Annotated in this window: 17 protein-coding genes and 1 pseudogene; 4 read left to right on the forward strand and 14 right to left on the reverse strand. The window is 65.3% G+C overall.

Annotated features, from left to right (window positions below):
• Positions 1-15: 15 nt before the first annotated feature.
• Positions 16-1230 carry a multifunctional CCA addition/repair protein gene (locus ACYCTF_RS06530; RefSeq protein ID WP_461283287.1) on the reverse strand — a complete coding sequence of 405 codons (1215 nt, stop codon included), beginning with the start codon at positions 1228-1230 and terminating at the stop codon, positions 16-18.
• Here ACYCTF_RS06530 and ACYCTF_RS06535 point away from each other — a divergent pair, their 5' ends adjacent.
• Positions 1231-2475, forward strand: coding sequence for an aminopeptidase (locus ACYCTF_RS06535; RefSeq protein WP_461283288.1), 1245 nt, complete (start codon positions 1231-1233; stop codon positions 2473-2475).
• Positions 2476-2490: 15 nt separating this feature from the next.
• Here the strand turns inward: ACYCTF_RS06535 and ACYCTF_RS06540 are convergent.
• From ACYCTF_RS06540 to ACYCTF_RS06550, 3 genes and pseudogenes are all read right to left on the reverse strand, one after another.
• Positions 2491-2643, reverse strand: a pseudogene (locus ACYCTF_RS06540) (RNA-binding protein); the annotation flags it as partial.
• Between the two features lie 119 nt (positions 2644-2762).
• The gene (locus ACYCTF_RS06545; protein WP_461283289.1) at positions 2763-3668 is read right to left on the reverse strand and encodes a complex I NDUFA9 subunit family protein; all 906 of its coding nucleotides are present in this window, start codon (positions 3666-3668) and stop codon (positions 2763-2765) included.
• On the reverse strand, positions 3658-5601 hold the full coding sequence (locus ACYCTF_RS06550; RefSeq protein WP_461283290.1) for a transglycosylase SLT domain-containing protein: 1944 nt from the start codon (positions 5599-5601) through the stop codon (positions 3658-3660). The genes ACYCTF_RS06545 and ACYCTF_RS06550 overlap by 11 nt, the downstream gene beginning before the upstream one ends.
• A 68-nt stretch (positions 5602-5669) precedes the next feature.
• Here ACYCTF_RS06550 and ACYCTF_RS06555 point away from each other — a divergent pair, with 68 nt between their 5' ends.
• Complete coding sequence (locus tag ACYCTF_RS06555) at positions 5670-7037, forward strand: NAD-dependent succinate-semialdehyde dehydrogenase (RefSeq protein ID WP_461283291.1); 1368 nt, start codon at positions 5670-5672, stop codon at positions 7035-7037.
• Between the two features lie 52 nt (positions 7038-7089).
• Here ACYCTF_RS06555 and ACYCTF_RS06560 read toward each other — a convergent pair whose 3' ends face one another.
• Positions 7090-7671, reverse strand: a complete 582-nt coding sequence (locus ACYCTF_RS06560; RefSeq protein WP_461283292.1) for an outer membrane beta-barrel protein — start codon at positions 7669-7671, stop codon at positions 7090-7092.
• 166 nt (positions 7672-7837) lie between these two features.
• Positions 7838-9034: a class I SAM-dependent rRNA methyltransferase gene (locus tag ACYCTF_RS06565; RefSeq protein ID WP_461283293.1), complete on the reverse strand. Its 1197-nt coding sequence runs from the start codon at positions 9032-9034 to the stop codon at positions 7838-7840.
• 69 nt (positions 9035-9103) lie between these two features.
• Between ACYCTF_RS06565 and ACYCTF_RS06570 the strand changes: the two genes are divergently transcribed.
• Both ACYCTF_RS06570 and ACYCTF_RS06575 read left to right on the forward strand, forming a co-directional pair.
• Positions 9104-11173, forward strand: a complete 2070-nt coding sequence (locus ACYCTF_RS06570; RefSeq protein ID WP_461283294.1) for a thioredoxin domain-containing protein — start codon at positions 9104-9106, stop codon at positions 11171-11173.
• Positions 11174-11209: 36 nt separating this feature from the next.
• Entirely contained in the window at positions 11210-11599 is a 390-nt protein-coding gene (locus tag ACYCTF_RS06575; protein ID WP_461283295.1) for a rhodanese-like domain-containing protein, read from the forward strand.
• Positions 11600-11951: 352 nt separating this feature from the next.
• On the opposite strand, the gene ACYCTF_RS06580 is transcribed toward ACYCTF_RS06575, so the two are convergent.
• The 8 genes from ACYCTF_RS06580 to gcvH form a co-directional block, all read right to left on the reverse strand.
• Entirely contained in the window at positions 11952-12257 is a 306-nt protein-coding gene (locus ACYCTF_RS06580; RefSeq protein ID WP_461283296.1) for a type II toxin-antitoxin system RelE/ParE family toxin, read from the reverse strand.
• Between the two features lie 214 nt (positions 12258-12471).
• Positions 12472-12741, reverse strand: coding sequence for a type II toxin-antitoxin system Phd/YefM family antitoxin (locus ACYCTF_RS06585; protein ID WP_461283297.1), 270 nt, complete (start codon positions 12739-12741; stop codon positions 12472-12474).
• A gap of 98 nt (positions 12742-12839) precedes the next feature.
• Complete coding sequence (locus ACYCTF_RS06590; RefSeq protein ID WP_461283298.1) at positions 12840-13793, reverse strand: hypothetical protein; 954 nt, start codon at positions 13791-13793, stop codon at positions 12840-12842.
• 16 nt (positions 13794-13809) lie between these two features.
• A complete protein-coding gene (locus ACYCTF_RS06595; RefSeq protein ID WP_461283299.1) occupies positions 13810-14745 on the reverse strand; it encodes a carbohydrate kinase family protein in 936 nt (311 codons plus the stop codon).
• A gap of 140 nt (positions 14746-14885) precedes the next feature.
• Entirely contained in the window at positions 14886-16346 is a 1461-nt protein-coding gene (gene gcvPB / locus ACYCTF_RS06600; RefSeq protein ID WP_461283300.1) for an aminomethyl-transferring glycine dehydrogenase subunit GcvPB, read from the reverse strand.
• A 6-nt stretch (positions 16347-16352) separates the two neighbouring features.
• Complete coding sequence (tpx, locus tag ACYCTF_RS06605; RefSeq protein ID WP_461283301.1) at positions 16353-16853, reverse strand: thiol peroxidase; 501 nt, start codon at positions 16851-16853, stop codon at positions 16353-16355.
• A 3-nt stretch (positions 16854-16856) separates the two neighbouring features.
• The gene (gene gcvPA / locus ACYCTF_RS06610; RefSeq protein ID WP_461283302.1) at positions 16857-18257 is read right to left on the reverse strand and encodes an aminomethyl-transferring glycine dehydrogenase subunit GcvPA; all 1401 of its coding nucleotides are present in this window, start codon (positions 18255-18257) and stop codon (positions 16857-16859) included.
• A 3-nt stretch (positions 18258-18260) separates the two neighbouring features.
• A complete protein-coding gene (gene gcvH, locus ACYCTF_RS06615; RefSeq protein ID WP_461283303.1) occupies positions 18261-18650 on the reverse strand; it encodes a glycine cleavage system protein GcvH in 390 nt (129 codons plus the stop codon).
• Positions 18651-18661: the final 11 nt, after the last annotated feature.

An 18661-nucleotide genomic window follows, 5' to 3' on the forward strand; every position in this document is an offset into this window, starting at 1 on the left:
TGGCGGCCTTCAGGCTCAGCGGGCCACCTTCAATGCCGCTATGAGGCGCGTGCGCGCGGCGCGCACGCGTTCCTGAATCTGCTCTCCGGCCAAGCCCTGCGCGGCCCACTCGCGTCCGGATACGCCGGCGGCGGCATCCCGGACTGTCCGCAGCCAGCGCGCCTGGGGGTAGTCCGTGTCCTCAAGACCGGCGCGCCCACGAGCATCGGCCTCGCACGCCCCGAGAAACTCCTCGAAGCGCTCGGGCCGGCGAAAGCCATCGACCGCCTCGACGAGACGCAGGACGGTCGCGGCCTTAAGCCGCAAAGCGTCATGGGCCAGTAGATGATGGGCCGCCACCGCGCGCGCCAGCGCCCGGTATTCGACGGGGGCCTTCAGGCGCGCGCAGAGCGCCTCCACGAGCGGTACGCCCCGCGCCTCGTGACCCTTATGCGAGGGCCATTCCTCGCGCGGCGTGAGCCCCTTTCCGAGATCGTGCAAGAGCACGGCGAAGCGCGCGCGAGCCGAGAGTCCGAGCACCGCCGCCTGACGCAGCGCGAGCAAGACATGGACGCCGGTATCCCCTTCCGGGTGGTATGCGGGGGGTTGGGGGACGCCGAACAGCCGATCGATCTCCGGAAATTGTGCCGCCAAGGCCCCGCAGGCGCGCAAGACCTCCACGAACAGCCACGGATGGGGCTCGGCGAGCGCCCGATCGAGTTCGGTAAAAACACGCTCGGGCACCAGTGCCGCCACCTCGCCGGCGCCGACCATGGCACGCATGAGCGCCATGGTCTCGGACGCCACGGTAAATCCGAAGCGGGCGGCGAAACGCGCAACCCGCAATATCCGCACCGGATCCTCGGCGAACGCCGGACTCACATGTCGCAAAATCCCGCCCCGCAGATCGGCGAGCCCGCCGTAGGGATCGACGAGCGTGCCGTCCGCACCACGGGCCATGGCATTGATGGTGAGATCCCGCCGCCGCAGATCCTCATCCAAGGTCACGTCGGGGTCGGCGTGGACCACGAAACCGCGGTAGCCGGGGGCGGTCTTGCGCTCGGTGCGGGCAAGCGCGTACTCGCAGTGGGTCTCGGGGTGCAGAAAGACCGGGAAGTCCGCGCCAACGCGCCGAAACCCCAAGGCCTCCATCTCTTGCGGGCTACTGCCGACCACGACATAATCCCGATCGATGACCGGTCTCCCGAGGAGTTCATCGCGGACCGCGCCGCCTACCAGATAGGTTTCCATGTGCCTCGCGATCGAATCGGCCTAGTGCGGCATTGTATCGGCTTCCCGGCCGTCCTGCTCGCGGTCTGCGCCTTGTCGGGTTGCGCGCTCCCCTACTATGCCCAGGCCATCGGCGGCGAGGCCGCGATCATGCGCGCCGAGCGTCCGATCACCCGCGTCCTGGCCGACCCCACTGCGGCACCCACGCTCAAAGACCGCCTGCGCTACGTCCTTGCGGTGCGGCGATTCGCGCGCGAGCGACTCGGACTCGCACTCCATGGCGACTACCGCACCTACGCCGACCTGCATCGCCCCTACGCCGTCTGGAACGTCTTTGCCGCCCGCCCCTTTCGCCTGACCCTGAAACGCTGGTGCTTCCCGTTCGCGGGCTGTGTCGCCTACCGCGGCTATTTCTCGCAGAAGGCCGCCACGCGCTATGCACAGCGCTTGGCGCGCCAGGGTGACGACGTTTTCGTGGGGGGTGTGCCGGCCTTCGCCACGCTCGGCTATCTACGCGATCCGGTCTTGAGCACCTTCATCGGCTATCGGCGGACCGAGATCGCGCACATCATTTTCCATGAACTGGCGCACGATCTCCTCTACGTACCCAACGCCACGACCTTCGACGAATCGTTCGCCGACACCGTCGCCGCCGTGGGGGTCAAGCGCTTCCTGAGAGACGAGGGGACCGCAAGCGAGCGCTTAGCCTACCGACGACTTCGCGTCCGTCACGAAGAGGTGCTTGCGCTCATGCGTGCCTGCCAGGCGCGGCTCGCGCGCATCTACGCGGATCCGACCTTGAGCCCCAGCGAGCGCGCCCAGGCCAAACACGCCTCTTTCCAGGCCCTACGGCGCGGCTTCCTTGGACTGGCGCGAGACTGGCACGGCGATCACGGCTATGGGGCGTTCTTTCGGGGACCCCTGAATAATGCCGTGCTCGGGGCGTATATGAGTTATGAAGGTCTGGTGCCCGCGTTCCGGCGCTTGTTGGCCCTGGAAAACGGCGACCTGCCGGCGTTCTTCCGGGCCGTGCGCTGGTACGCGCACCTCCCCGCACCCTTGCGGGACCGGGAACTCAATAGCCGACGGGGTCTAGTCGAGCGCCTGTCCACCTTTCAACAAACGAAAACGCGCCACACCCTCCAGGGATCCCGGAAGGATGCTGTGGGCACGCAGGGCCCGCGCCTGTCGCGCCCGATCCAGCACCGGTCGTACGATCAGACGGAGTCCTTTGAGGTATTTTCCATTCATGGCGCTGATGGCTAGCGTGGCCTGGCGCTCATCGGCTACGGCGACAAAGGCGTATCCACGCGCATCATGATCGTGCGCGCCCGGCACAAGATGCGTGAACACGATGTGCCCGAGACCCTCAAAGATGACCTCGAGATCGGCCTCCGTGACCGTCCGCGACAAATTTCCGATGTACACATTCATGACTTGAGCGTCCCCTCGCAGGCCCAGACCATCCTTCCGTCCCTTGTTAGACGTTAGCAGACGACGGGGGTGGCCGACATGTCCCCTTCGTCCTTCCGTCCAAAGGGTGCGACCGCACGTCAGGCGCAGCCGCGATCGAGCGCCTCCAAAGCCTCACGAAAGGGTCGGGGGGCAACACCCAGGTCGGGCAGGCCAGGCGCGCCCTCGGGACACACCGAGCCCACCTTCAGCGTGCGCCACTGATCCACCGAAAACGGCGTGCCCGGCGCATGTTGAAGAAGACGCGCAAGCAGGAAGCTCATGCGCGCCGATAACCGCCGCGGGCGGGCCCGCCCGCAGAGCGTGGCGATGGCGGCCACGCTATCCCCAAGAGACAGGATCTCCGGCCCGCAAAACCCATAGTCCTGGCCGGCGGCCGCCGTGCGCGCAAGCGCCGTGGCGATCCCACGGGCGACATCGTCCACATACACGGGCGCGATCAGACTTGCGGCAAGCGGCACGGGCAGACCCCAGGGCGCCCAGCGCAGGAGCTTGCGGAAACGGTCGACGAAGTGATCGCCAGGGCCATAGATGACACTGGGTCGCACGACGATGGCCTCGGGCGCGAGCGCCCGCAGGCGCATCTCGCCGCGCCCCTTACTGCACAAATAAGCACTCTCGGAGGCCGCGTCGGCGCCCGCGGCGCTTACCTGCAGCAGGCGCAGTCCACGCCCGGCGCGCGCCATGCGTGCCGGCAACTCCTCGTGCACCCGCGCAAAATCCCCGGGCGCGTGTTCCTTCAGGATACCCACGAGATTGATGAAGGCCTGCGCCCCCGATGCCAACTCCCGCAAGAAGCGCTCGTCATGGACGTCCCCCTCCCACAATTCCAGGCGCGGCAAGACCAGCAGGTCGCGATGACGATCCGGCCTGCGGGTGACGAGCCGCAGCCTGTAACCGCGGCCATGGAGTTCCCTAACGAGCGCGCGCCCGACAAAGCCGCAGCCGCCGAGCACCGCCACGCGCGCGTCGGGCCTAACTCCCATTCACGGCCACCTCCACCGCCGGGGTAACAGGCGCCATGCGATACTTGAGAGCATCCTGGCGACCCTTCAGAAGGTAATCGTATATGGCGGTAAAGGTGAGCACGTTTTTGACGTAGCCGCGCGTCTGGCGGTAAGGGATAGTCTCGATCCAGATGTCCGCCGGAAGCGCGCGCCTCACCGGCAGCCACGAGATCGCCGCCGTGGGCCCGGCGTTGTAAGCCGCCGTCGCCACCGGTTCCTCGCCGCGCGCCCGCAGCAGGACATCCGCCAGATAATGCGTTCCGACATCCACGTTGTTGGCCACGTCGATTAGGTCGCGATCACCCGTGATCGACAGATGGATCTCGCGGGCGGTGATAAATCCGGTTTCGGGCATGAGCTGCATGAGTCCGAGCGCCCCGACGTCGGACCGCGCATCGAAAATGAAAGCGCTCTCCTGCCGGATGATGCCATAGACCCAGGCCGGGTCGATCTTGTTGCGCCCGGCGTCGGCCTCTATGAGGGATCGGTACAGCAAGGGAAAGCGGATCGAGAGCGCGTGTTTGGCCCCGGTGCCGGCCACCGTGAGGATCGCGCAGTCACCCCAACCCCAACGCGAGGCAAGCAGGCCCGCGGCCTCGATCTGGTCCTCGGAAAGGCCGTGCAGGCCCTGAAACCACACGGCGCGCGCCTCGCGATGCTGGTGCAGCCGGAAGAGCTCGCGGGCCAAGCGGATGTCCGGGCGGCGCTCGACCGACCGGATCACGGCCGCAGGCGCGGTCAGGGGGACATTGGGAATATGGTAAGGCAGGCCAAGGCGGCCGGCTGCCAGGAACCCGTAGTACCCGAAATGCCGGGCAAGTTTCGCGAAGATCGCGTGCGCCTGGCGCTTATGGCCCATCGATGCCAGCGCCCGCGCCCGCCAGTACTGCCACTCGTGCGCCTTTTGCACCGCGTGCGGCATGGCGTCGATGAACATCAGTACGTCGCCCCACGCCTGCTCGCGCAGCGCCGCGCGCACCCGCCAGCGCGCGAGCTGGCCATTGCCCTGGCCCTTAGGCACCGCCGCCGCAAGCCAAGACAAGGCCACGGGCAGATGATCGGCCGCGCCGATCAGCCCAAGCCCGCGCAGGACGTAGTTATTGTCTTCACCCAACACCGGTTGCTTGGCCCGCAGCTGCTGCCAGAGGGTCATGGCGAGCGTGGGACTGCGATAGCCAAGCGACACCACCGCTTGGCGCACGATGTGGCGGGCGCGACGCAGGGTAAGCGGGTAATCGAGGTGCGCCAAGGTTTGGGCGGGATGCGCCGAAAGCGCGAGCCATCGCGCGACCCATAAGGCGTGGTCCGGGGACAGCGCCGCCTGGAGGCGCTTCAAAAGCTTCGTATTGCCCGCGCGCATGGCGAGCTTGGCACGTGCCCACAGATGCGCCTGGTCGGCACCGCCTGCGCGTAGCCAGCGTGCAGTCAGGCCTTGGCAGCTGCGCGGCAGCGACTGGCCGGTGAGCCATACTGCCTGCACCGCTGCCGCCACATTCTGTCCGCTGCGCGCGCGGGCGACGAGATCGTCGCAGTGCAGGGCAACATCGGAGTCGAAAGCAGGCACATAGAAGGCGAGGAAACGTTTGTCTTCGTGACGGCGGGCCAAGAATTTGAGCCAAGCGCGCCTCAGTTTCACGGCGACCGGGAGCTGGCCGTGGCGCGCGAGAAAAGCAGCGACCGCTTGTGGCCGGTCATGGCGCATGCGGTCCATGAGATAGTGGTAGCGGAGATAAGGCCGGGCGATATACCCGTCCATCTCGCCGTATAGCTGGCGGAAGCGATCGTAGCGCTCCTCATTCAGCGCCGTAAGGGCCTGCTGGTAACGGGCCCGGTCGAGCCCGAGGGAAGTGGTGCCGGCGTGAGCTATGCTGGAAAACGCCAGGGCGAGAACGAAGATTCGGACGACGCGCACGGGCCTGACTTAGGTGACGAGAAGAAATCACTATACTTGAGCCTACGAACCGTGCAAAGGATCGCATCATGCCATTCGACAGCATCAACCCGGCGACCGACGAAAGGGTCGCAAGCTTCCCGGAAACGAGTTCCAAGGAATTAGAAGCGGCGCTTACACGCGCCACACACGCCGCGTCGCAGTGGCAAAGGCGGAGTGTCGGCAAGCGCGTAGCACTCCTACAGGCGGCCGCCGCGATACTGCGCGCCGACTCGGAGCGCTACGCGGGGATCATTACCCTTGAGGTCGGGAAACCCATCGCGGAGGCCCGCGGCGAGATCGAGAAATGCGCGTGGGCCTGCGATTATTACGCCGAAAACGGCGAACGCCTCCTGCGAGACGAAAGCATCGACATCCCGGACGCGCAGGTATCCGTCGCCTTCTTGCCGCTTGGCGTCGTGCTCGCCATCATGCCGTGGAACTTTCCGTTCTGGCAGGTGTTCCGCTTTGCGACCGCCGCGCTCACAGCCGGCAACGCCGCCCTCCTAAAACATGCCGCCAACGTCCCACAGTGCGCCTTGGCGATCGCCGAGGTCTTCGAGCGGGCCGGCGCCCCCGAGGGGCTGTTCCAATCCCTGATGATCCGCGCGCCAGCGGTGGCAGCCTTGATAGAGGACCCGCGCGTGCATGCCGTGACCCTCACCGGCAGCGAGGCCGCCGGACGCGCGGTGGCGGCCGTCGCCGGACGGGCCCTGAAGAAGACCGTGCTCGAGCTCGGTGGTTCGGACGCCTTCATCGTGCTTCCCGACGCCGATCTCGAAGCGGCCGCCGAAGCGGCGGTTCGATCCCGCTACCAGAATGCCGGGCAGAGCTGCATCGCGGCCAAGCGTCTCATCCTCGTGGAGGCCATATCCGAGCCTTTCCTGGAACGATTCGAGACGCATGCCCAGGCCTTGAAGGTGGGCAACCCCAGCGACGAGACGGTGCGCATGGGTCCGCTGGCCCGTCACGACCTGCGTGCCGCCCTCCATGAACAGGTGGCGGACGCGCTGAATCAGGGGGCCGTGGCGCGGTTCGGCTGCCGAATCCCCGCGGGCCCCGGCAACTACTATCCGCCGTCCCTCCTCGACCACGTGCGCCCGGGGATGCGGGCTTATGCTGAGGAGCTCTTCGGGCCCGTGGCCATCGTCTTGCGCGCGCGCGACGCGGAACATGCGTTGGCCGTGGCCAACGACAACCGTTACGGCCTCGGGGCGAGCCTCTGGACGCGAGACACGGTCCAGGGGGCAGCGCTCGCGCGACGGCTGGAATCGGGGTCGAGTTTCGTAAATGCCATGGTCAAAAGCGACCCCAGGGTCCCCTTCGGGGGCGTAAAGGCCTCGGGGTATGGGCGCGAACTTGCCCTCTACGGCGTTCGCGAATTCATGAACATCAAAACCCTATGGATCGCGCCATGAAAGCCCCGTGGCCGACAACGTCCGGCGCCGACCACGGGGCCCCAAGCATGGTCTAGAACCGCAGCACGAGGTCACCGCTATAGAGCTGCGTGTTGTTGTTGGGGATGCGAAACTCCTGCCATTCTCCCCGGAAGGCCACGTGCCGGGTCACATAATACTGGATACCAGCCCCGTAGTCGGGGTGGGTTTGATCGCGCGTGACAGTGGTGGAGATCGGCGTGATGGTGCGCGTATGGAACCGCGAGGCACCCCCCTCTATGAAGAGCGAGAGGCGTGACGTAAACGGGAATGAGAGCAGCGCATTCAAGTCATAACCGCGATTGCGCACCTGCTCCGACCCTATCGGCGTCGAAATCGTGTCGGTGCCGAAATTCAGGTAATCCGCCTGAATGGCGAAGAAGCGGTCGAAGGCCAGTCCCATGAAGGCCTTCCACGCCCCCTGCGTACCACTGAAGTTGGTGAAAGGTTTCGGGAGATTGCTATTGTTAAGCCCGCGATTGCGGGCAACCCCGCCGCCGGCGCCGATATAAAGCCCGGCTTGCGAAAAACCCCCGTCATGGGCCAACGCGATCACCGGCGCAAGCGTCAACGCCGCCGTCATCCCTGTCTTAAGTAACGCTCCTTTTCTGATCATTGCTGTCCTCCGTTTTCAATGTCCTACGGTTGGACAAGAAAAACCCCTGCCCATCTTTGTCGTTCGTCATTGTAGAAGGGCGGCTCACAACGCGTATCCGGCTTAAGAGGCGATTCGGCTTGGAGAATTTCACGGAAACGTGCGCGAGCGTGGACGACGACCGGCGCTAGAGGACCGATAAGGAACGCGCGACGAAGGCCTTCAGGTAAGCGGTCTCCGGGATTGCCGGATGCACCGGGTGATCGGGGCCCTGGCCACCCTCGTCCACGAACTGCAGCCCCCGCTTGAGGCGGGCGGCCGCCTCTGCCACGGCCCGCGCGAGAGCGTGACGCTCAAGATGATACGAACACGATGCCGAAAGCAGCACCCCGTCATCACCCAAGACCGCGAGCGCCGCCTCGTTCAACCGCTGATAAGCGGCGAGCCCCGCCTCATAATCCTTGCGCCGCTTAATGAGGGCCGGCGGATCCACGATAACTACGTCAAAGCGTTCACCGGCCCCGCGAAGCTCCCGTAAGACATCGAAGGCATCACCCTGAATGGCGCGAACGTGTCCCGCCACCCCATTATCGGCGGCATTGCCGCGCGCATAAGACAGCGCGCGTTCGGAGGCGTCCACCAGAGTCACATGATCGGCCCCGTGGGCGGCGGCCTGAATCCCGAAGCCGCCCACATAGGTGAAGAGGTCCAGCACCCGGGCGTGCGTGACATACGGCAGGAGCCGCGCACGATTCGGCCGCTGATCATAGAACCACCCGGTCTTCTGGCCCGCGCCCAGCGCCACCCGGAACCGGCAGAGGCCCTCAATCACCGTGGTCTCGGCCGGCGGCTCGCCGAGCACTGCCTCGACATAGGTGGGGAGGCCCTCGAGGGCGCGGCTCGCGGTATCGTTGCGAATGAGGATACTGGTCGGACGCACGACCTGCTCCAGGGCCTCGATCACGAGCGGCTTCAGGCACTCCATGCCGGCGGTCGTGAACTGCGCGACTAGCGCATCGCCATAACGATCGACGACAAGACCCGGGAGGCCGTCGGCCTCACCGAAGATGAGCCGGTAGAAGGGCTGGCCGAAGGCACGTTCGCGCCACGCGAGCGCGGCTTGCACACGCGCGACGATCAGATCCCGGCCTATGACCGCACGCGGATCGGCGCTCATGAGCCGCACGCTGATGAGGGACTTCGGGTTCACATAACCCACCCCCAAGGGGCGCCCGCGGGCGCTTTCAACGCACACGAGATCGCCCGGCGTAAAAGCGGTGAGCGCCGTGGCATCACAATCGATCTCGTTGCTGAACACCCAGAGGTGGCCGGCACGCAGGCGCCGATCTTCGCGCGGTCGCAAACGAATAGTAGGGAGAGACATGGCGCCATTATACCAAGGAAGGGTGCGCGGCGCGGCTTGCGGGGTACAATCGGGATTTTGGAAGGCGCCATGGACACGACCGATCTCAGCAATCGCCTCGCAAGCGAGACGAGCCCCTATCTCCGACAGCATGCCGACAACCCGGTGGCCTGGCAGCCATGGGACGACCGCACCCTAAGGGAGGCGCGGCTGGCCGACAAGCCGATCCTGCTATCCGTGGGCTACTCGGCGTGCCACTGGTGTCATGTCATGGCCCACGAGTCCTTCGAGGACGACCGCGTGGCCGCGGTCATGAACCGTCTGTTCGTATGCATCAAGGTCGACCGCGAAGAGCGCCCCGACCTGGACCGCGTCTACCAGGCCGCCCACAATCTGCTTGCGCGCCGCGCCGGCGGCTGGCCGCTCACCATGTTCCTGGCACCCGACGACCTGACGCCGTTTTTTGGGGGGACCTATTTTCCGAAGGAAGCCCGCTTCGGGCTGCCAGCGTTCCCCGACCTGCTCGTGCAAGTGGAGCACTACTTCCGAGAACATCGCGCGGAACTCACAGCTCAGGCACCGCAGTTGCGCGAGGCCCTGAGGGCCGAGGGGCGTGCCAACCCCCGCGGTGGTGTCCAAGCAGCGGACACATCCGAGGCCCTGCGCGCGCTCACCGAGCTCAAAGGGCAGTTCGATGGGGCAAACGGCGGGTTCGGAGGTGCCCCGAAGTTCCCTCACCCAGGCGGCGTGCGAAGGCTTCTGCTCGCCTCCCCGGGCAAGCCCGATCCTGAGGCGCTCTCCATGGCGCGCGCGAGCCTGCGCGCCATGGCCGACCGTGGACTCTATGATCACCTCGAAGGGGGCTTTTTTCGGTATAGCGTCGACGCGCAGTGGCACATCCCGCACTTCGAAAAGATGCTCTATGACAACGCCCAACTGATCCCGCTGTATGCCGAGGCCTTTCTGGCCACCGGCGACAAGCGCTTTCGAGACGTCGCGATCGAAGCGGGCGACTGGGTGCTCGGGGCCATGCAGGCCCCCGAGGGCGGCTATTACGCCACCCTGGACGCCGACAGCGACGGCGAGGAAGGGGCCTTTTATCTCTGGCAACGGTCCGAGGTCGAGGCGCGGCTCGGCGCGGACGAGGCCGCCGTGGCGGTTTCGTATTTCGGGCTGGACCTGCCCCCCAACTTCGAAGGGCACGCCCACCACCTCATGATCGCGCGCCCCCTCGATGAGGTCGCCGCACGTCTCGGCGTGCCGGAAGACTTGGCCGCCCAACGCCTGGCGCAAGCCCGTGCTCAACTCGCGGCCATCCGCGCCACGCGCCCGAAACCCTCGCGCGACGATAAGATCTTAACGGCATGGAACGGGCTCATGATCAAGGCGCTGGCGCGTGCCGGGCGGCTCTTGGGCATCACGCGCTTCGTGGATTCCGCGCAGCGGGCCTGCGACCGGATGCGCCGGGATCTCTGGGATGGGACGCGTCTGGCCGCCGTGACCAAAGACGGTCGCACGAGTCCCTACGGCTACCTGGACGACTACGCCTTCCTGCTCGACGGTGTGCTCGAGCTCATGATGGCGCGCTGGCGAGACGCCGATCTGGCATTCGCGCGGGCCTTGGCCGCACGCATGATCGCGGATTTCGCCGACACCGAAGAGGGTGGGTTCTACTTCACGGCCAGCGACCACGACACCCCCCTCTATCGGCCCAAGACCTTCTCCGATGACGCCCTGCCCTCGGGTAACGCGGTGGCCGCCTCGGCGCTTTTGCGCCTCGCCCACCTGCTCGCAGACCCCGCGCTCGAGGCGCACGCAGAGCGCGCCGTCGCGGCAGGCAAAGGGGCGCTTGCCCACTACCCCTCGATGCACACCACGCTCATCGAGGCCTGGGAGGACGCGACCGACCCACCACCCATCATCATCCTGCGCGGGGCGGCGGGCCCTCTCGTCCAATGGCAGGAACGCGCCCGCAAAGACTTCGCCCCGCGCCGTTCGGTGTTCGCCATCCCCGAGGATGCGCGCGACCTGCCCGAGGGGCTCGCCGCACGCGCCCCGACAGGCCCTATAGTGGCCTACGCCTGCCAGGGCTTGCATTGCGAGGCGCCAGTGACCGAAGAACAGATGTTCGAGGCCTTGCTCGCGCGCACCACCCTTTAGCAGAATAACGAACGGCACCGTGGAGGAAACACCGTCATGCCCATGAGTCTTGGCGATTTCGTCGCACAGGCCCGCAGTCGCATCCAGGAAATCGCGCCCGACGAGCTCGACCGCCTGCTCGAGGACAATGAGGCTGTCCTCATAGTCGATATCCGCGAACCCGCAGAGTTCGAGGGCGGCCATATCCCAGGCGCGACCCTGATCCCGCGCGGGACCCTCGAACAGGCGGCGGACCCCAAGAGTCCGCACAGGGTGGAGCCCTTGTGCTCGGCCCAAGGGCGGCGTGTGGTGCTCTATTGTGAGTCGGGGACCCGCAGCGCGCTGGCCGCCGATACCCTGCAACAGATGGGCTTTACCGAGGTCGCGAGTCTCGCGGGCGGCTGCGTGTTGTGGGAGGCGGAGGGTTTAGTCTTGGTCGGGAGATAGGCGCGGCTCTCCGCCGTGACGGTCCACGATGCGATATACCGATCCGGCTGCAGCCGCCCGCACTTTTCGTTCGAACATCTCGGTCGCGCTGCGGTCGCGGGCTGAAACCATTGCAAAAAACGGTTGCACGCGAACCCCCCATTCGGACGCCACCCGCCCCACATCCGGATGTTGGACTAGGTGACGCGTGCCGTCGGCGACCTTGTCACGAACCGCACCCGGGCACCGGCATGCATCGGTTGCCAGCCGCCCCCGCTGCGTAAGGCGATAGCGCTCCCCACCACAACTCACGCGTACGCCGCGTCAGTCGGCCGCCCGATGGCGCGCACGAGAGCGGCTGTAGGCCCAAGCCTCACTTCGGGGCCGGGAGATGGAGTAGGCGTTCGGAACGCCAAACCCGCACGATCCGCACCTTCCGGGGGTCGCGCCGATACACGATACGAAATGGCGGATGGATGAGTTCCCGCAAGAATGGTTGCCCAAATTCAGGTACCACCCGTCCCATATCCGGATGCTCGACCAAACACGGGATCCGGTTGAGGATCTCCTTCACGAAACGCACCCCGACCTCTGGCACCCCTTGCTCCATGTACCAAATACGCACGTCCTCGAGATCTCGAAGCGCGGATTCGGCAAGACTCAGGACTATGGGAGACATGACTTAGAATCGGTCCCTGGACGCTCTAGCTGAATCGGGTTACGTAGACTACTCGCGCCATAAAACGTGCCAAGCGCTCACAGAACAGCCGGGACGCGATAAGCGCTCGTTGCCGTTTGCGCTGCTCGAAGCCTCCCGAGGGATTATCCCGAACGCCGAGCTTCATGGGTCGCGGTCCTCATTGTGTCTATCGACGCGCCTATCGGCCTATCCGCTATTCCAGACTGAGCCGCCTCTTCGCCTCGGCAAGCGACATCTCACGCCCCTCTTCCAAATCCGCGAGTCCCGCGACCACGCCCCGGAGGAAGGCCCGCTCCTCCTCGGTCTTCTCGTAATCCGCAACCGATTGGACGACTGCGACTCCGCGGCCCCGGCTGGTAAGCAGCACGGCGCGATGGGCATCCGTCACATGCTTCACAACACGGCCCGGATTCACCTTCAGATCCGCCAGAGGCACCACGTCTTCGGAAAACTTGATACTCATAAGCGCCTCGAAAAAGACCTGTTAACAGGAGCTAATTTATCAGAGGCGAACAGGTCCTGCAACGATATCAAGAAGGAGATGTAACGACGCACGGCCCCTCAGCCCTGTCGCGCGACCGACGCCTGGGCGGCGGGCCGAACCGCCGCCTCTTTGCCCCGCCCGAACCACTGGACGAAGGCGGTACGTGGCGGCGCGACATGGGCCTCGGCGAGCGTTCTCCGATCTTCCATGCTCTGCTCATGGAAATTTCCGACATTGCGTGCCACGGCCTCCTGGGAACGCTCCATCAGTCCAAGATAGGCCTCGGCGTCCAGGGGCATCTCCAGTTCCCGGCGAATAGCCACATTGGCACGCACGACCAGCGCCCCAAAGGCGATCCCGGCATTGGCCGCGTCGCGCAGCAACTTGGCCTCGGCCACCAATAGCGCCTGCTTCAAGTCGCGCATACGCTCGATGGCGCCCTCGATCGCGGTCTGGGCCTCGGTCAATATCTGGTTCTGCACGTCCCAGAAGGCCGACTGCGTGGCCTGCGCCTGATCCATCTCGCGCATCCGCGCGAGCGCCTCGTCGCGCCGCCCGCCGGCCGCCTCGATCACAAGCTCCTGGACCTTGATCTCTTCTTTCAGCCGCTTTACGGGCAACTGCTCGACCCCGAGATCGGCGACACTGCGCACGAAGAACTCGTTGGCGGTGACGACCGCCTCCACGGTGGGCATGGACCCCACGATATGCACCTTGTTCAGGTCGCCCCCTATGCCCCGGATGAGCGCTTCGTGCTGACCTGTCCCCAGATCGTCGCGCGCGAACGCCCCCAGATACTCCTGGGCGTGGGCCAAGGCCTCTGCTGACTTGAGGTAGACCTCGCGACGCAGCGCCATATCGCGCTCGCGATCGCGCATAAGGGCATCATGACGCAGACGCTCACCGTTGCGTTCGGACTCACTGCGGTTTTGCATGTAGAGCCCGCTTAGTGTGATGGTCGACCCGGTGGTGATCGCATAAAAAATGGCCGGCACGGACTTCAGTAAGGCAAACACCGATTCCAGCAACATGTAGAGATGCCCTCAGTCAGTTCAGACGATACCCGAAGACCTTGGCGAAACGTTCGCCGAAGGCCTCGGCGTCTATGGTGTGATTCTGTGTCCCGTTGTACTCAATCTTCAGAGAGCCGAGGAGCGATGCCACGCGCCCACTCGTCTCCCAATCAAAGCCCTTTTCCAATCCAAAAAGCAGGCCCGCGCGGTAAGCGTCACCACAGCCGGTTGGATCGCAGACCTTGTCCGCGCGCACCGGGGGGATGTGATAGACGTGCCCATCGGCATGGATCTCCGAGCCCTCGGCGCCCTTCGTCACAATGAAAGCGCGGGTGCGCGCGGCCAGCTTGGCGATACTGACATCGGTACGGGTCGCAAGCATCTGTGCCTCGTAGTCGTTCACGCACACATAATCGGCCTGATCGACGAATGAGAGCAGTTCCGCGCCCTCGAACATAGGTAGTCCCTGACCCGGATCAAAAATGAACGGTATGCCGGCCTCCGCGAATTGCCGCGCGTGGTCGATCATGCCCTGTCGCCCATCCGGCGAGACGATGCCGAGCGTGACGCCAGCGGCATCGGCGACGCGGTTGCGGTGCGACTCGCCCATGGCCCCGGGATGAAACGCGGTGATCTGGTTGTCATCCAGATCAGTCGTGATGAAGGCCTGCGCCGTATACGTCCCCGGCACCTCGGTCACATGGCCGCGGGCGATGCCGTGCCGATCCATCCATTGGGCATAAGGGAGGAAATCCTCGCCGACCGTACCCATGGGCACGGCCTTGCCACCCAGCGCGTTCAGGTTATAGGCAATATTGCCGGCGCAGCCCCCGAACTCCCGCCGCATGGTCGGCACCATAAACGACACGTTCAGGATGTGCAGCCGGTCCGGAAGAATATGTCGTCCAAACTGGTCCGGAAACACCATAATCGTATCGAACGCAAAGGATCCGCAAATCAACGTGGTCATTGTCCCCAAAACCCTCGTGAGTGGACCGGCCGCTGAACACGGGTAACTCAATGGCGCACAGCATAACCGCCACCGAGGTCTCCCGATATCGCAACCGGCCCGAATGGAAGAAAAGGCCCGATAGGTGGCTGCCACCGGGCTCAGGCGTGGGTCGCCGCAGGCCTCCAGGCCAGGTCGAGCTCGCGCGCGGCGCGCACCTCGTCCACGCGGCGCACAGGCAGCGTATGGGGTGCAGCCTTCAGAACGTCCGGCGTGGACGCGGCCTCGGCGAGGATCTCCGCCATGGCCGCCACGAAACCATCGAGCTCGTCACGGCTTTCGGTCTCGGTCGGCTCGATCAACAGACACTCTGGAACCATCAAAGGAAAGTAGATGGTCGGCGCGTGGTAGCCCTTGTCGAGCAAGCGCTTGGCGACATCGAGCGCTGTCACCCCGGTTCTTTCCTTGAGACCCTTCAAGGTCAACAGAAACTCGTGCGTGGCGCGGCGACGCCTATAGGCGGGCTCGAAGCCCAAGCCGCCGAGGCGCGCGAGCAGGTAATTGGCATTCAAGGTGGCATAGTCACTGATCCGCGCCATGCCCTCACGTCCGACGAGCCGCGCATAAACATAGGCGCGCAAAAGCACGCCCGCGTTGCCCATGAAGGCCGATAAACGGCCGATGGTCTGCGGACGGGTCTTCTCCGTGATCCAGCTATAGCGCCCGCCGCTCTCGGCGACCATGGGCACCGGCAAAAACGGCAGGAGCCGCTCGCTTACGCCCACAGGTCCCGCGCCCGGGCCGCCCCCACCGTGAGGGGTGGAAAAGGTCTTGTGGAGATTCAGGTGCACGACATCGAAACCCATGTCCCCGGGCTTGACCCGGCCCAGGATGGCATTCAGGTTTGCGCCGTCGTAATAGAGGAGCCCACCTGCGGCATGCACGCGCCGCGCGATCTCCTCAATGTGGCGATCGAAGACACCCAGGGTCGAGGGGTTGGTCAACATGAGGCCCGCGGTCTGCGGTCCGATGGCGGCATCGAGCGCCGCGAGGTCGATGTCACCATCGGGGCGCACGTCGATCTCCCGCACGCGGTAACCGCACATAGCCGCGGTCGCTGGATTGGTCCCGTGGGCCGCCTTGGGGATCAGGATCTCGTCGCGCGCGAGGTCGTTACGAGAGCGATGGTAGGCGCGGATCATAGCCACGCCCGCGAACTCGCCCTGGGCCCCAGCCATGGGTGTGAGCGACACCGCGCGCATCCCGGTCACGTCCTTCAACATCTCCTGCAGCTCGAAAAGACACGCGAGAAAGCCCTGACCTGTCGACTCGGGCGCGAGCGGATGGCGATTTGCGAAGCCCGGCAGGCTCGCCGCGGCGTGCGCGGCGCGGGGGTTATACTTCATCGTGCACGAACCGAGCGGATAGAAGTGCGTATCGATGGAGAAATTCCGCTGGCTCAAGCGCGTGTAATGCCGGACCGCCTGCAGCTCCGAGACCTCCGGCAGGACGGGCGGCGCGCGCCTCAGGAGCGCCGGCGGAATGTCGCCAGGCTCGGGCAACGAATGCGGCATCTGCGCGCCGTTCACCCGCCCACTCTGGCCTCTTTCGAATATGAGCACGGGCGGCTACTTCAGGGCAGCAATGGCGGCGGCGTAGTCCGGTTCCTGACCGATCTCGGCTACGAGTTGGGCGTGCGCAACCCGGTCCTCGGCATCGAGGACCACGACCGCGCGGGCCGTTATCCCCTCGAGCGGCCCGTCCTGAATCAAGACCCCGTAATCGCGCGCGAAATGGCGGTCGCGCATCATAGACAGCGGCACGACATGCGAGGTGCCCTCGGCCGAACAAAAACGGCCTTGCGCGAACGGCAGGTCGGAAGACACCACGAGCACCACCGTGTTCTTGTCCTTGGCGGCATATTCGTCGAAACGTTTTGTGCTTATGGCGCACACCGGCGTGTCGAGACTCGGGACAATGCTGATGATCTTCTTCTTGCCCTTAAAATCGCCAAGACCCACGTTCGCGAGCGAACCATTGACGAGCTTGAAATCCGGCGCCTTGGCGCCGACTTTGGGAAGATCGCCGGAGGTGGTGCAGGGGGTGCCTTTCAGGGTGATTTTTGCCATGTCTTAAGAGCTCCTTGGGTTGTCGTCCTTGTATGCGCAGGGGGGATCGAGACGGCGCTTCATCACGATCCGCTCCAAATGCTCGGCGTAGCGGGCTATATCGTCCGGGGTCTTAGTCTCGGTGGCGCACACAAGCAGTCCGTCGCCCATCTCCGGGAAGGACTCACCGAGCGCATAACCGCCGAGAATGCCCTGCGCCTCGAGGGCGCGCAGGGCCTCGGGCACCGGCACCGGGAGCCTGAGCGCCACTTCATGAAAAAACGGCGTCGCGGGAAAGGCCGCGCGCACCCCCGGTATGGCGGTCAGGCGCGCGCGCAAATCGGCGGTATGGGCGTGCGAGGCGAGCGCCACGCGGCGCAGACCCTCGGGCCCCAAGAGCGCCATGTGCACCGTGGCGGCGGTCACGAGCAGACCCTGGTTCGTGCAGATATTGGAGGTCGCCTTGGATCGGCGGATGTGTTGTTCGCGCGCCTGCAAGGTGAGCGTGAAGGCCTCGTGACCGGCGACATCGACCGTGCGCCCGACGACGCGTCCAGGCATCTGGCGGACGTGCTCGCTCCGACAGGCCATGAAGCCGAAGTAGGGTCCGCCCGAGGACAAGGGCGCGCCGAGCGGCTGCCCCTCGCCGACTGCGATGTCACAACCTGGGCCCCACATTCCCGGCGGCGCAAGCAATGCGCAGGCGACGGGGTTCACGAGTCCTATGGCCACGAGACCGTGATCCCGGGCCCGGGCAGTCAAGGCATGCACGTCCTCCAGACAACCGAAGAAGTTTGGCTGGGGGATGACGAGCGCCGCGGCCCCGTCGAGACGCGCCTTCAGGGCCTCCAGGTCGGTCGTACCATCGGTGCCCATGGGCACGATCTCGAGCGTGATCGACTGCGCCGATACCACCGCCTCCACGACTTTGCGGTAGAGGGGGTGAACGGTTTCCGGAATCAGCACGCGTCGCGACCGGCCATGCAGCCGCACGGCCATTAACACCGCCTCGGCCAAGGCCGATGAGCCGTCATAGAGGCTGGCGTTGGCGACATCGAGACCGACGAGGCTCGTAATCATGGTCTGGAATTCGTAGAGCACCTGCAAGGTGCCCTGGCTCGCCTCGGCCTGATAGGGCGTATAGGCGGTATAGAACTCGCCGCGGCTCGCGATCTCCCAAACCGCCGCCGGAATGTGGTGCTCATAGGCGCCGGCGCCCAGGAAGGTCAGGAACTCGCCGTCAACGGCGGCGCGCTCACGCATGAGACGACTCACCTGCTGTTCCGTCATCGCTTCCGGCACGCCGGCAAGCGGCGCTGAACGCAGCCGCGATGGGATCTCATCGAAGAGCTCCTCGACCGAGGCCGCGCCTATGGTCTCAAGCATCGCGTCCCGATCGGCCGCAGTATGGGGAATGAAGGGCATGATCTAACCTTCGGAGGCCAGCAAGGACTCGTAGGCGGCCGCGTCGAGGAGTGCGCGGACCGCCTCAGGATCATGGGGTCGCAATTTGAAGAGCCAGCCCTCCCCGTAAGGATCGCTATTGAGGGTCTCGGGCGCGCCGGCCAGCGCCTCGTTCACCTCAGTGACCTCGCCCGCAAGCGGGGCGTACACATCCGATGCCGCCTTGACGGATTCGACGACCGCGCATTCCTTGCCGACCACAAGCTCGGTCCCGGGCTTCGGGAGCTCGACGAATACCATATCGCCCATGAGGTCCTGGGCGTGATCGGTGATGCCGACCACGATATCGGCGCCTGCCGCGCGGACCCACTCGTGGCTCTTCGTGTAGCGCAAATCCCCCGGTACTTTACTCATCTCTCCTCCCG

It is taken from the genome of Acidiferrobacter sp., from assembly GCF_054609335.1.